This is a genomic window from Thalassobaculum salexigens DSM 19539 (assembly GCF_000423805.1).
Lineage (GTDB): Bacteria > Pseudomonadota > Alphaproteobacteria > Thalassobaculales > Thalassobaculaceae > Thalassobaculum > Thalassobaculum litoreum.
The window spans coordinates 272,010-285,836 of sequence record NZ_AUIR01000012.1 but is presented as its reverse complement, the minus strand read 5'-3'; the positions used below and the strand labels follow the sequence as shown (position 1 = coordinate 285,836).

Annotated in this window: 9 protein-coding genes; 1 reads left to right on the top strand and 8 read right to left on the bottom strand. The window is 67.5% G+C overall.

Features of this window, described 5'->3' with window-relative positions; genetic code table 11:
- Positions 1 to 25 precede the first annotated feature (25 nt).
- The 3 genes from G578_RS24125 to G578_RS0101280 all read right to left on the bottom strand — a co-directional run bounded on the left by G578_RS24125 (position 26) and on the right by G578_RS0101280 (position 5,450).
- A complete protein-coding gene (locus G578_RS24125) occupies positions 26 to 895 on the bottom strand; it encodes a dioxygenase family protein (protein ID WP_051243519.1) in 870 nt (289 codons plus the stop codon).
- 124 nt (positions 896 to 1,019) lie between these two features.
- A complete protein-coding gene (locus G578_RS28035; protein ID WP_156907160.1) occupies positions 1,020 to 4,361 on the bottom strand; it encodes an ATP-binding protein in 3,342 nt (1,113 codons plus the stop codon).
- Between the two features lie 156 nt (positions 4,362 to 4,517).
- Positions 4,518 to 5,450: an aminotransferase class IV gene (locus G578_RS0101280; protein ID WP_051243513.1), complete on the bottom strand. Its 933-nt coding sequence runs from the start codon at positions 5,448 to 5,450 to the stop codon at positions 4,518 to 4,520.
- Between the two features lie 86 nt (positions 5,451 to 5,536).
- Between G578_RS0101280 and G578_RS24115 the strand changes: the two genes are divergently transcribed.
- Positions 5,537 to 6,061 carry a nuclear transport factor 2 family protein gene (locus tag G578_RS24115; RefSeq protein WP_051243510.1) on the top strand — a complete coding sequence of 175 codons (525 nt, stop codon included), beginning with the start codon at positions 5,537 to 5,539 and terminating at the stop codon, positions 6,059 to 6,061.
- Positions 6,062 to 6,076: 15 nt separating this feature from the next.
- Here the strand turns inward: G578_RS24115 and G578_RS28030 are convergent, their stop codons facing one another.
- The 5 genes from G578_RS28030 to G578_RS0101250 all read right to left on the bottom strand — a co-directional run bounded on the left by G578_RS28030 (position 6,077) and on the right by G578_RS0101250 (position 13,785).
- Positions 6,077 to 7,690, bottom strand: a complete 1,614-nt coding sequence (locus G578_RS28030) for a sensor histidine kinase (RefSeq protein WP_156907159.1) — start codon at positions 7,688 to 7,690, stop codon at positions 6,077 to 6,079.
- A gap of 2 nt (positions 7,691 to 7,692) precedes the next feature.
- Entirely contained in the window at positions 7,693 to 8,091 is a 399-nt protein-coding gene (locus tag G578_RS0101265; RefSeq protein WP_028792714.1) for a hypothetical protein, read from the bottom strand.
- A gap of 104 nt (positions 8,092 to 8,195) precedes the next feature.
- The gene (gene hisS, locus G578_RS24105) at positions 8,196 to 9,548 is read right to left on the bottom strand and encodes a histidine--tRNA ligase (RefSeq protein WP_038012995.1); all 1,353 of its coding nucleotides are present in this window, start codon (positions 9,546 to 9,548) and stop codon (positions 8,196 to 8,198) included.
- Between the two features lie 395 nt (positions 9,549 to 9,943).
- Positions 9,944 to 11,710: a hydantoinase B/oxoprolinase family protein gene (locus G578_RS24100; RefSeq protein ID WP_038012993.1), complete on the bottom strand. Its 1,767-nt coding sequence runs from the start codon at positions 11,708 to 11,710 to the stop codon at positions 9,944 to 9,946.
- On the bottom strand, positions 11,710 to 13,785 hold the full coding sequence (locus G578_RS0101250; protein ID WP_028792713.1) for a hydantoinase/oxoprolinase family protein: 2,076 nt from the start codon (positions 13,783 to 13,785) through the stop codon (positions 11,710 to 11,712). The genes G578_RS24100 and G578_RS0101250 overlap by 1 nt, the downstream gene beginning before the upstream one ends.
- Positions 13,786 to 13,827 lie beyond the last annotated feature (42 nt).

Below are 13,827 nucleotides of genomic sequence, written 5' to 3'. Positions count from 1 at the left end.
CGGTCCGAGGCCCGACGACCGCCCCTCAACGCTTCAACAGCGTGGGGGGCGGCAGCGCGCCGCTCGCATCCCCCGGCCGCGGGCCGGCCGCAGAGTGGCGGTCGGCGTTGAGATCGACCGGTATGGTCAGCGTTCCGGTGTACCCGTCCTCGGGGTCTCCCGACATCGACAGGGTCTGCTGCGCCAGTTGCTGCGGGGTGTTGTCGCGAAAGACGGTGTCCCTGGGTATGCCGACGCGGCGCAGGTTGCGCAGGGCGTCGCCATACGGGCCGCCGGTCCTGTAGACCTCGGCGGTTGCCATCTCCGGCAGGGCGATCTGCGACGTCAGCAGCGAGCGGGCACCGGCGACCGCCGCGTCGGCGCTTTCGAAGATCTCGAAATGGATATGCGGCCACCGTCCGGCATAGCAGCCGGGGACGATTGTGGTGACGCCGACCTCGCCGTCGGAATCGGTCACGCCGACCCCGCGCAGATAATTCGCGTCGGGCAGATCGTAGAGCGAATATCGGCCGGCCGCGTCGCAGTGCCAGAGGTAGATCGCGTGGTCCTCCAGCGGCGTGCAGCCATCGGCATTGACCAGCGTCAGCTCCAGTTCCAGGGCGACCCCGTCGGCGACCGGCATCATCGGGCCGAAGGAGGAACGCAGGTCGTCGCGGACCACGCCGGCCTGGGGCAGCAGGTTGAGGGCCCGTCCGCCGCGTCCGTTCGAGCCGTCGGCGGGGAACGGGCCTTCGGTTTCCCAGGGAAGGGCGAAGCAGCGGGCCGCCTGGGCCGGCAGGCCGCCGGCTGCCGCGAGGCCGACACCTCCCAGGAGGGAGAGGGCCCGGCGCCGACCGATCAGCCTCGGCAGATCGTGTTGGAAACCGAGGTCGTGGTCCTCGATCGGTTGGCTCATGTGATGGTCCTTGATGTCCCGAGATGGGTGCCTACAGATATAGGACGCTCCGGCGCCGGAAATCCGTCCGTGCGGCAAATCGGCATCGGATACGTGGCAGGCGCGCCCAGCGCCGTAACGCCGGTCAGGCGGCGCTGACGGCCTTCGGCGGCAGGGTGTCCAGGTAGCGCGTGAGGCTGGCCACCGTCTCGGCACCGGCCGCCCTGAACTCCGCCGCGGCCTGTTCCAGAGCCGCCCGGTCGCCGGCGCGGGCCTGTTCCTCCAGCGTTCCGGCGAGGCCGCCGAGGTCCGACGCGCCGATATTCAGGCACAGGCCGCGGAGCGTGTGCAGGTTCTGGACAAGGACCGACAGATCCTGCTCGGCGGCGGCCTTGAGGAATTCCTCGGTGCGTTGATCGATCTCGGCGCAGGCCTCGCGGACCAGGTCGATGAAGGTGTCGCGCGGGGTCAGGGTGCGCAGGGTGGACAGGCGGGCGCGGTCGATCTGCGGGCTGACGCTCGCCTGATCGCGCACCGGGTCCGTTCCGCTCCGCTCCGCCTGAACCGGTTCCGGGACCTGATCGCCGGCCGATAGCGCAGCCGTCACGGTGCTCCGAAACGCGTCGAAGTCCATCGGCTTGGTCAGATAACTGAAGAAGCCCTTGGCCATCCCCTTGGTGACCTCCTGCGGCATCGCCGCGGCGGTCAGGGCGATGACCGGGATGTCCCGGGTATCCGGATTGGCCAGGAGACGGGAGTGCACCTCGTGGCCGTGCAGATCCGGCAGATTCAGGTCGAGCACGATCACGTCGGGCAGCAGACTGGTGGCGCGCTCGATACCTTCCAGGCCGGTTTCCGCCTGCACGAACGTGACGTCGGGCAGGGTGCTGACCGCGTGCTCGACGATGCGCATGTTGATCGGGTTGTCCTCGATGCACAGCAGGGTGAACCCGCCGACATCGGCAACGTCGGGATCGGCGAGGGCCGGGGCGGGTGCAGCGGCGGCAACGGAGGCGGGAGCAGCGGCGGTGGCGGGATCAGGCTCGGCGTCGATCTCGATCTCGTGGCAGCGCGGCAGACTCAGCCAGAACGTGCTGCCCGCCGGCTCGGCCGGCAGGTAGCCGATCTGGCCGGACATGGCGGTCACCAGTTTCTTGCTGAGCGCGAGGCCGATGCCGGTACCCTCGATATTGCCGAACTCGGCCCCCAGCCGTTCGAAGGGCGCGAACAGGCGGGCCGCCTTGTGGGCGGAGATGCCGGGGCCGGAATCGGTGACCAGGATGGTGGTCTGGTCGTCGTCCTGCTCCACATGAACCTGCACGAACCCGTTCGGTTTGTTGTACTTGATGGCGTTGGACAGCAGGTTCAGCAGGACCTGGACGGAGCGCTGGCTGTCGGCCCGCACGTTGCCGACATGCGGGGGGATCTCCACCTGCAGCTCGATCGAGCGATGGTCGGCCAGGGGCCGGACGCTCTCCACGGCGCGCTCGATCATCTGGCGCACGTCGAGGCTCTCCAGGCTCACCTTCATGCGGCCGGCCTCGACGCTGGAGAGGTCGAGCACGTCGTTGACCAGACCCAACAGGAGTTGGCCGCTGGAGACGATGTAGCCGCTGTATTCGGTCACCTGTTCGCTGGAGAGCGCGCGGGCCTTGGCGCGCTGCAGGATCTCGCCGAAGCCGATGATCGCGTTCAGCGGCGTCCGCAACTCGTGGCTCATGCTCGCCAGGAAGTCCGACTTGGCCTTGTTGGCGGCGTCGGCGGCGTCGCGGGCCTGGCGGATCTCCTCATAGGCCATCTCGCGGTCGGTCACGTCGAAGCGCAGAAGCACCCGGCCGCCGTCCGACGTCATGCGCTCGACCATTTCGATGGCACGGCCGTTGATATGGACCTGGGTCGTGGAGTTCGCCGCCATGTGGCGATTCATCCGCCAACGGATCCAGCCCTCCGGATCCTCGCGCGCCTCCTCGATGAACCCCCGCTCCACGACGCGGCGCACGATGGTCTCGAAAGTGTCGCCCAGACGTTCAACGAAGCCGTGGCCGGTGGGCTGCTGCGACGGGGCGTTCTGGTAGATCAGTTCATCGGCTTCGTTGAACAGCATGAAGCCGCCGGGGATCGCGTCCGTGGCATCCCTCAGACGTTCCTTGGCGTCGACGAAGTCGGTGATGTCGCGGGCACTGCCGCGATAGCCGGTAAAGGTGCCGTCGGCGTCGAAGATCGGCACGCCGCTGGTCCGGATCCAGCGGATGCCGCTGGGCGAGCGCCGGGGATACTCGAAATCGGAGAACGGCAGATGCTGCTCCAGGGTTTTCTGATGCTCCTGGACGCTGTTCGGGTCCGACATGAGCTCCCGTGCGCACATGTCGATACGCCGCTTGCCCATATGCCATTGGGCCGAGGCGTGGGAGGTATGTTCGACCGCCCGCGACATCCACACCATCCGGTGCTCGGCGTCGGTTTCCCAGAACCAGTCGCTCGAGGCTTCGGCGTAATCGCGGAAACGCGCTTCGCTATATCTCAGCCGATTGGCCACCGCTTCTCGACGGTCGATCTGGATGTAAAGCGCGATGGCGACCGCCACGAGCAGAATGATCACCAGCAGCAGCCGCCAGAGACCGCCGGCCGCCACGTCGTAGAAGTCGGCCAGGGCGTCCGGTCGTTGGACAGAGGTGGTCAGAACGAAGCGCCGATCCGCCGTCGTCGCATAGCCGACGATCGGGGAGGCATCGCCCTGCAAGTGCTCGGAAGCGAGAATGCCTGAGCCGGTCGCCTCGATGGCTCCGGCTTTGAAGACGGGCTGTGACGACTCGTCATCCGGGCCCGCCGGATGCCGGGCAAGCACCGAGCCGTCGAGCCGCGACAGAGTCACCACGGCATCGAGACCCAGATCGGCTGCCGAGAATACCTGAGTGAAGTAGAGGGGATCGACCGTTCCGTAGACCAGGCCCGCGAAGGCGCCATTCTGATCGGCCATGCTGCGGCCGGCGAAGAAAATGTCGGCATCGAGGACGGCCGAATAGAACTGTTCGGATATAAAGGGGGGCGCGTCGGGATTGTTGACGCTGCGCAGGATACGGAAGCCGGTCGTGTTGGCGATATTCAGCGGACTCGGGCTCGCCGAATCCGACGTGGCGAGCCGGGTGCCATCGCCGTCGACCCAGCCCACCGACCGCAGTACCGGCGTGCCGCCATGGACCGCCAGGAGCATCCGGTGGATGGACTGCGCGCTCAACTGGCCGGCCTCAGCCTCCTGGCGGATTCTGGTGATTTCCCGCAGGGCCGCGTCGATGCCGTCGAACACGCGCTCGGTGTGCTTGACCAGCAGCTCCGAGGTGCGGCGCGCGCTGTCCTGCGTCCGGGCCATCTCATCATGATAGAGATTCCACTTGTCCCAGGCGAAGGAGGTGACGAGCGCGATCAAGCCGATCGCCGCGCCGATCAGCACCTGATGCTTCGGTCTCACGCTCTGCCAGGAAACGCTCAATATTAAGCTCCATCGAACAGTATTCGACAGAGTTTTGATGCATTTCGATTAGCAATCCCTTAACGGCGGGACGATTTCAGGCAGGTCCAGGCCAGGGCACAGAGCCGTTTGTCGGCGCGCTCCCGGTTCTCACCAGTCCTTGTGGGACGCAGGCGGTCAGCCGTAATCGACCGGGGTTGCGTCGCGGCCCTCGCGGTGCCACTGCCAGTAGGTATCCTTCAGCCGGGCAGAGATAGGGCCGGGTCGGTCGTTGGACAGGATCGTGCCGTCGATGCGGGAGGCCGGCATCACCCCGCCGGCGGTGGTCGAGGTGAAGATCTCGTCGGCTTCGCGCAGCTCGTCGGCGGTGATCGCCCGGATCTCCCAGGGAATGCCGAGGTCGTCGCACAGGTCGAACACCGTCTGCCGGGTGATCCCCTCCAGCGCGCCGCGGTCCGGAGAGACGACGGCGCCAGCCTTGACCATGAACACGTTGAAGCCCGGGCCCTCGGTCACCAGGCCGTCGGAATCGAGCAGAACGGCGTTGTCGGCGCCGGCATCCTCGGCCTCGAACATGGCGCGGACCAGATCGCCCCAATGGAAGTTCTTGATGGTGGGGTCGACGCTTTCCGGCGCGATGCGCGGGGTTTTGGCGACAATGAGGTGGGCGCCGCGCTCCTGCACGTCGGCCGGGATCACGTCGATCCACGGGATGGCATAGGCGTAGAAGCGGTTCTGCATCGCGCTGGGCCGGCGCGGCATGCCGGGCAGGGGAACACCCCGCGTCGCGATCATCGCCACATAGGCCTCGCGCAGGCCTGACAGGCGCACGCATTGGGTCAGGATTTCGGCGATCTCGCCGCGGTCATGGGGCAGCGACATGCGCAGCCCGGCCATGGATCTCTCGAACCGTGCCAGGTGGTGGTCCAGGCGGAAGAACGCCCCGCCCCACACATGTACAACGTCATAGGTGACGTCGGACTTGCCGAAGCCCCAGTCCATGATCGAAATCGACGCCTCGCCGGCGGGCACATAGCGGCCGTTGCAGAAGGCGGCGCCCTTCGAGAAGTCGGCGTCGGTCTGCTGAGCGGGTGCGGTCAGATCGTTCATGGCGGATCCCCTTCATGCGTTCCCACATAGAGTGCGCCTGCGCTAGGACTCAGGAAAATAGCGAAAATGCCGAAGGGAGAGCCCGCATGCCCCAGGACCACATCACCGCAGAGACCCTGGTCGACCGCGAGAAGATCAAGACGCTGAAAGCCCAGTACTGCCGGTTCCTCGACACCAAGCAGTGGGCGCGGCTGCGCGGCCTGTTCCTCGATGAGGCGACGTTCGAGGGATTCGGCTCGGCGCCCACCGGCTCCACCGCCGCCCAGTTCGTCGCCGGCGCCAGCGGGCGGCTGCAGGAGGCCCTGACCGTGCATCACTGCCATATGGCGGAGATCGCCTTCGACGGCCCGGACCGGGCGCGGGCGGTCTGGGCCATGGTCGATGTCGTGCAGTTCCTCGACGGGCGCGAGCCGATCGAGGCGCCGGGCCATACCGGCTTCACCGGCTACGGACACTACGAGGATTCCTACCGAAGGATAGACGGGGTCTGGTACTTCGCCACCAAGCGGCTGTCGCGCATCCGCATCGATCCGATACCGCGCGACAATCCGGCGGCACTGACCAACCGGCTGAAGGCATATGCCGACTGGGTCGGGTTCGCGGAAGGCTGACGGGGGCGTGGCCGGTCAGGCGTCGGTACCGGTCCGACCGACGGGCAGGTCGGCCATGTCCCGGTCGGTGATGTGCCGGTCGGTAATGTGCCGGTCGGTGATATGCCGGTTGGCGGGCAGGTAGACGGTGACCCGGGTGCCGACCCCCACCTCGCTGTGCAGAACAAGCTCGCCGCCATGCAACTCGGCCATCTTACGGGCCAGCGGCAGGCCGAGCCCCGTCCCCTTCTGCAGATGGGGCGAGACGCCCTCCGCCCGGCCGAACGGCTCCATCACCTGGTCCAGGAACTCGGCGGGGATGCCGGGGCCGGTATCTTCGACGACGAAGGCGACGCGCCCGTCGGGGTCGATGCGGGCCTCGATCGACACCGTGCCGTCGGCCGGCGTGTGTTTCACCGCGTTGCCCAGCAGGTTGATCAGGATCTGCCGCATCTTCACCGGATCGATCCGCAGCGTCATGCTGTTGCGGTCCATCCGGCTCTCGAGCCGCACGCCGCCGTCATGGGCGAGGGGGGCGATGACCCGCAGGGTTTCGGCCAGCAGCGCCGCGATGTCGGTGGGCTCGTCCACCAGCGTCTCGCGGCCGACCTCGATCCGGGCGATGTCCAGCAGGTCGTTGATCACCTTGAGCAGGTGCTGGCCGCTGTAGTGGATATCGTCGGCGAAACTCTTGTAACGGACGGGCGTGATCCGGCCGAAGAGTTCCCGGGACATGATCTCGGAGAAGCCGAGGATGGCGTTGAGCGGGGTTCTGAGTTCGTGGCTCATGGACCACAGGAACTGGGTTTTGGAGTCGTTGGCGCGGTCCGCCTCGCGCTTGGCGATCTCCAGTTCCAGGGTCCGCTCCTGCACCCTCTGTTCCAGTTCCTGGTTCAGGGTGGCCAGCGCGCTTTCCGACGCCTGGATCCGCTCGACGGAGTCCTGCAGTTGCCGCTCGCGTTCGGTTTCCGACAGCACGAGGTTGTTATAGGCGCCGACCACCAGACCCATCTCGTCGCGGCTGTTCCACGGGATGACGCTGCGCGACCCGGATCTGGCCGAGTGCAGGATGCCGTCTGTCAGGCGGTTGAGCGGACGCCAGATGAGGAAGCGGTAGGACACCCCGCCGGCGACCAGCACGGCGAAGAAGGCGACGGAAATCGCCGCCAGGCCGAGCAGCATCTCCAGGTTCCGGAGCTTGACCAGCTCCGCGTCGGTGAAGCCGGCGCGCAGGATCCAGGTGCCCTTGTCGTCGACCGGGATTTCGAAATAGTGCCCTTCCTGTCCCGCGACGCAGCCCTGGCTGGCGGGCAGGGCGGCGACGACGGAGGTCCCGTTTCTCAGCTCGGCGCACAGAAAGGCCCGATCGGCGGCGAGGGGCGCCATCAGGTCGCCGGCCAGAGCCGGATCGACATAGGCGCCGTGCCGTTCGATCGCGCCGGCGGCCCGGGCGGACAGGTTGCCGACACGGGCGGTCAGCATGGCGTCGTCCGCCTGGTGCATCAGGCTGAAGATCAGCCAGGCGCACGGCACGATGATCAGCAGAAAGGCGAAACTGACGATGGCAAGGAACCGGATATGCAGCCGCTGCGGCCATGGCGGCCGCGACGGGATATTCCGGTCCTGCATTGCCTGGCCAGCTCGGGTCACGGCTACCTCGTAACCTTCCCGGCGGCCATCAGGTCCTGGAGCAGGGCGCGATCGGCCACGGCGGTGTGGAACACCGTGTAGCTGCCGCCCTGGCGGGCCATGTAGTAGTCGATCGGAACGTTGTTGCCGGCGTCGTCGCGGAAGTCGAAGCACAGCACGAAGTGCTCGCCGTAGATCAGGATCATCGGATGGGCTGTAACCGGGTGCAGCCGCTGCACCTCGCCGCTGGCACGGTCGAGATGGAGGATCGCGCCGTCGACCAGGGTACGGTCGATATGACGCTGCATCGCCGCCTGGAGTGCCGCCTTCTCCGTCAGGGACGGCGAGGTCTCGGCGGAGGCAGGACCGGCTCCCAGCCCAAGCAGGGCCGCGACCAGAAGGATCGTGCGTATCGCATTCATCGGGAGTCACTCATCACCGTTGCACTGCAACGCAAAATGCATGCGGTGACTTAAGAAACGATGAAGTCGACTGGCGAGGGCCCGACGCGGAGCCGCGGCTGGCTCTAAGGGGCGAGCATGCCTTTGAGGGTCTCCACCAGCCTGGTCTCCTCGACGACGACCTGTTCGCCTGTAGCCAGGGTCTTCACCTGCCAGGTGCCGGCGGCGAATTCGTCCTCACCTGCTACGAGAGCCAGTTTGAAGCCCTTGCGGTCGGCGTATTTGAACTGCTGGCCGACCTTGCGCTGCTCGGTCGCCACCTCCGCGCCGATGCCCGCCTTGCGCAGGAGGCCGGCCACGGTGAGGTAGCGGTCGAGCTTGCCCTGATCGAGCACGGTGACCAGTACCGGCGCGGTGGTCGCCTGCTCCACCGGCAGCAGTCCGGCTTCCATCAGGCGGGTGACCAGACGGGTCAGGCCGATGGAGATCCCCACGCCCGGCAGCTTGCGGCTGGTGTAGAGCCCGGCCAGGTTCTCGTAGCGCCCGCCGGAGCAGATGCTGCCGATGGACGGGTGGTCGACCAGGGTCGTCTCATAAACCGTGCCGGTGTAGTAGCTGAGGCCGCGGGCGACGGAGAGATCGAGAATGAAGGTCTCCGGGGTCAGGCCAAGGCTGGCGGCGGCGCGGGCGACGGTGGTGAGTTCCTCGACCCCGCCCTTGTAGGTCTCGTTCAGGCTGTCGGCCGGCGCCAGGGCGAGCAGCTTCTCGATCACCTCCTCGGCCGGGCCGCGCAGGGAGACGTAGGCCATGATCTGGTCGAGCTGCCTGTCCTCGAGCGTGTAGGTCTCGGCCAGTTCCTTGCGGATCTCGTCGGGGCCGACCTTGTCGATCTTGTCGATCACCCGCATGGCGTCGGAGATCGACTCCGACGGGATGCCGGTGCCCGACAGGAAACCCTCCAGCAGCTTGCGGTTGCTCATGCGGATCTGGAACGGCCCGATATTCATTTCCTTGAAGATGCCGTCGATGATCGCCGGGATCTCCGCATCGGTGATCAGGCTGAGCGTCTGGTCGCCGACCACGTCGATGTCGCACTGGATGAATTCGCGGTAGCGCCCGGCCTGCGCCCGCTCGCCGCGCCACACGGGTTGGATCTGGTAGCGGCGGAACGGGAAGACGAGCTCGCCCGCATGCTGGGCGACGAAGCGGGCCATCGGCACGGTCAGATCGAAGCGCAGGGCGAAGTCGGTGTCCTCGCCGCCATCGGCCAGCCGGTGCACGCCATAGACCTGTCGGTCGACGCTGTCGCCGCCTTCCTTGGCCAGCAGCACCTCGCGCAGCTCGAAGGCGGGCGTGCTCAGCGGCACCGCACCGGCCAGCTCGAAATGCTTGCGCACGATCTCGACGCAGCGGTTGAAGGTGATCTGCTCGGCGGGCAGGAACTCCCGCAGGCCGCTGATGGAACGGGGGCGAATCATGATCTGCCGCTTCCCTTGTCGATGTGCGTTTCGGCGCTCGGTGTCGCGAGGACCCTTGAACTAGAAGTTTGGACGGGCGGGGGCAATAGGAGAGTGGGGGGCAGCCTTTGTCCTGGGTTATCCTGAACTCGCTTCAGGACCTCCATGGTCAGCCCGATCGAGGCCTAGCATCGGGGCAGTGCCGGCGGCGGGAGATCCTGAACCGAGTTCAGGATGACGGGAAAGGGAAGAGTTTCACCCCCAACTAGCTCACCCCAAGCTACGTCATCCCGGACAGGCCCGGACATGATCCGGAGCTGGGCCGGGACCCAGAGCAGCCGCGTGCGCCAGGTTCCGGCCGACCCCCGGATCACGTCCGGCGGCCGCCGGGATGACGGTAAGGGAGAGAGAGGCGGCTACCCCCGCTTCGCCGCCGTCGCCGCCGCGTCCACGTTGCCATCCGCGGCGATAACCACGCCGAAAGCCTCTTCCGCCGTTTTCACCGAGATCAACCCGTCGAGCACGTCCTCGGCCACCGCCTGTGGGTCGCGGGTCATCGGGTCGCCGTAGCCGCCGCCGGCCGGGCCGAGGCAGCGGAAGCGGTCGCCCTTGGCGATGCGCATATGCGGGACCTTCGACGGTAGCTCGCGCACGTTCCCGGAGGGCGTGTGCAGCCGCAGCTCCGCCTGCTTGCCGCTCGATCCGCCGTCGAAACCCCAGGGGGCGAAGCCGTGGCCCTCGCCCTCGACTGACGCGCCGCCATCGGCCAGATACTCGAACTCCCGCACCGAGCCGAGGCCGCCGCGCCATTTGCCGGCGCCGACCGCATCCTCGCGCAGCTCGTAGCGCGAGACCCGCAGCGGCAGATGGGTCTCGATATCCTCGATCGGGTTGTTGCGGGTGTTGGCGTAGAGCGTGTCGACCGCGTCCATGCCGTCGCTGCCGTGGCGGCCGCCATAGCTGCCCTCGAAGATCTCCATATGGACCCAGTGTTTGCCGACGTTGAGCCCGGAGAAGGCGATGACCTTCAGGTTGCCGATCCCGGCCGACACGTTGTGCGGCATCGCCTGGGCCAGCGCCTTCATCACCGTGTCGGCGAGCTGGTTGCCCGGGCAGAAGCGGGCAATGGTCGGGGCCGGGAAGATCGGGTTGGCGAGGCACCCATACGGCGCCTTGATCTTGATCGGCCGGGTCAGCCCGTCGTTGACCGGAATATGCCCGTGAACGGCGGTGTCCAGCAGCACCGAGCGGATGGTCAGCCAGATGGCGATGTCGGCGGTGCCGACCAGCGGCATGTTGATCGGCGCGTCGTCCACCTGGTCCGCGGTGCCCTCCAGATCCACCTCGATCTCGTCGCCGCGCACCCGCAGGGTGACGCAGATCGGCAGCTCCTTCTTCTTCGGGTCGTCGGAATCCAGGAACCCGTCGATATAGGTGGTGGCCGAATAGTCGCCGTCCGGCAGCTTGGCGATGGCGCCGCGCATCAGCCGCTCGGCGTGGTCCATGGCGCCCTCGCAGGCGGCCTCCAGGGTCTCCACCCCGTAGCGCGCCATCAGCTCCTCGAAGCGCTTGGCGCCGATGCGGGCGGCGGCGATCTGCGCCTCCATGTCCCCGACCACCATGTCGGAGACGCGGATGTTGTCGCGCAGGATGTGCCAGACCGGCTCGACCTTCACCCCCTGGTCGTAGACCTTGATCGCCTTGAACTGCAGGCCTTCGGCATAGGCGTCGATGGCGTCGACGATGCCGCAGCTTCCCGGGGTCAGCGCGCCGATATCCAGGTGGTGGGCGGTGGTGCCGGCCCAGGCGATCAGCCGCTCGCCGTGGAAGATCGGCACCATGAAGGCGACGTCGGGGCCGTGGCTGGCGCCGGAATACGCGTCGTTATGCATGATCACGTCGCCCGGCCGCACGGTCTCGCCGCGCTCGGACAGGATCTTGTTGATGCCGTGGATGTAGCCGGGGATCGGCCCGGACTGCAGCGGCGTGGACTGGGCGCTTTCGGCGAGGCCGCGGCCCGACGCGTCGACCAGCCCGGCGCCGAAATCCTCCGACTCCCGGATGATCGAGGAGTAGGACATCCGCATCAGCCGATAGCCCATTTCCACCGCGATGTTCTCCAGCGCGCCCTGAACGACGGCGACGGTGACCGGATCGACGCCCGGTTTGCTCTGGATGGACATCACGCGTCTCCCTTGGTCAGCAGCAGGTTGCCGGCGGCATCGGCGCGGGCGGTCCAGCCGGGCGGGACCACGGTCGTCGTGTCGGTCTGCAGGATCACCGCCGGGCCGGGCACGTCGGTGTCCAGCGGCAGCTTGAAGCGGTCGAGGAAGGCGGTGGGGAGGGGCTTCACCCCGTCCGGTGTCGCAAAGACGGCTTCGCCCCGGTGGACGGTGGCGGCCTCGATGCTGTCGCCGCCGGTGAAGCTCGGCGGGGCGATCTTGGCGGCCTCGCCATTGGCGGTGACGCGGATATTCACGATCTCGACAGGGCTGCCGGGGAAGGCGTGGCCGTATTCGGCCTCGTGGGCGCGGGCGAAGGCGTCGAGCACCTGCTTGACGACCGCGTCGGTGACCGCACCCTCAGGGAAGGCGACCCGCAGCTCATAACCCTGGCCGACATAGCGCAGGTCGCCGGCGCGCCTGTAGGTGACACCGGCCGGATCGACCTTGTCGGCGGCGAGCTGGGCGCCGAGATCGGCCTCCATCGCCGTGAAATCCTCGTTCAGGCGGGCGAGGTCGATATCGGTTGAGACCTGGAACTCGGTCTTCACCGCGTCGTATTTCAGGTCCGTGGTCAGCAGGCCCACCGCCGAGGTGATGCCCGGCCAGGCCGGGACCAGCACCGTCGGAATGCCGAGCAGGTCGGCCACGTCCGCGGCATGCAGCGGCCCGGCGCCGCCGAAGGCCACCAGGGCGAAATCGCGGGGATCGAGCCCCTTCTGCACCGTGCGGGAGCGGATGGCGTTGGCCATGTTGGCGTTGACGATGGTCAGGATGCCGGCCGCCGTCTCATGCACGCCGAGCCCGACCTTGTCGGCGAAACCGGAGGTGACCTTCCGGGAGGCGTCCACGTCGAGGGACATCTCGCCGCCCAGGAAGTTCTGCGGGTCGAGCCGGCCGAGCACCACATGGGCGTCGGTCACGGTGGGCTGGTCGCCGCCATGGCCGTAGGCGGCGGGACCGGGCCGGGCGCCGGCGCTGCGCGGACCGACCCGAAGGGCCCCACCGGCGTCCACGTGGGCGATCGAGCCGCCGCCGGCCCCGATCGTGTGGATGTCGATCATCGGCGCCAGCACCGGATAGCCGCCGATCCAGGTGTCGCGCGCCGTCGCCTCGGCGAATGCCCCGTCCACGGTAATGCCGATATCCGCCGAGGTGCCGCCGATATCCAGGGTGATCAGGGATTCGTGGCCGGAGAGAGTGCCGCTCCATGCGCCGCCGAGTACACCGGCCGCCGGACCGGAGAGCAGGGTTAGGATCGGCTTCTCCGCCACCATCTTCGCCGTCGCCGCCCCACCGTTCGAGCCCATCACATGCAGGTCGCAGCCGAGCCCGCTGTCGCGCATGGCGCTTTCCAGGTGGCTGACATAGTCGCGCACCTTGGGGCCGATGAAGGCGTTCATCGCCGCCGTGGTGAAGCGCTCGAACTCGCGGAACTGCGGGGCGACCGAAGCCGAGGTGGTCACGAAGGCGTCCGGATGCTCCTCGATGACGATCTCGCGTGCCCGCTCCTCGTGCGCCGGGTTGAGATAGGAGAACAGGAAGCCGATGGCGATGGCTTTCACCCCCGCTTCCCTCAACTCGCGGGCGGCCCGGCGCACCGCGTCCTCGTCCAGCGGCACCAGCACCTCGCCGCGCGGCGGCGCCAGGCGCTCGGTCACGGTCTTGCGGTGGCGGCGCTTGACCAGTGGGCGGTCCTGCCAGGGGATCTCCTGCATGATGGAGTAGTGCTGCGGGCGCTGATGGCGGCCGATATGCAGGATGTCGCGGTAGCCCTCGGTGGTGATCAGCCCGGCCTCCACCCCGTCATATTCCAGCACCGCGTTGGTCGCGATGGTGGTGCCGTGCATCAGGTGATCGATGCTGGCCGGATCGACACCGACCCGCCGGCAGAGCTCCACCGCGCCCTCGACCACGCCGCGCGACGGGTCGTCGGAAGTGGTCGGCGTCTTGTGGATCACCGTCTCGCCCCTGTCGGTGTCCGTATAGACCAGATCGGTGAACGTCCCGCCGACATCGACGCCAATCAGTTTCATGCCTGTCTCCGCGCCCGGACGGGCGGCTTTGGGTGGGAGCGT

Excerpts from the sequence above, each read along its gene's own strand:
- G578_RS24125 (WP_051243519.1), bottom strand. The coding sequence starts at position 895 with ATGAGCCAACCGATCGAGGACCACGACCTCGGTTTCCAACACGATCTG.
- G578_RS0101280 (WP_051243513.1), bottom strand. The coding sequence starts at position 5,450 with ATGAACGATCTGACCGCACCCGCTCAGCAGACCGACGCCGACTTCTCG.
- G578_RS24115 (WP_051243510.1), top strand. The coding sequence starts at position 5,537 with ATGCCCCAGGACCACATCACCGCAGAGACCCTGGTCGACCGCGAGAAG.
- G578_RS0101265 (WP_028792714.1), bottom strand. The coding sequence starts at position 8,091 with ATGAATGCGATACGCACGATCCTTCTGGTCGCGGCCCTGCTTGGGCTG.
- hisS (WP_038012995.1), bottom strand. The coding sequence starts at position 9,548 with ATGATTCGCCCCCGTTCCATCAGCGGCCTGCGGGAGTTCCTGCCCGCC.
- G578_RS24100 (WP_038012993.1), bottom strand. The coding sequence starts at position 11,710 with ATGTCCATCCAGAGCAAACCGGGCGTCGATCCGGTCACCGTCGCCGTC.
- G578_RS0101250 (WP_028792713.1), bottom strand. The coding sequence starts at position 13,785 with ATGAAACTGATTGGCGTCGATGTCGGCGGGACGTTCACCGATCTGGTC.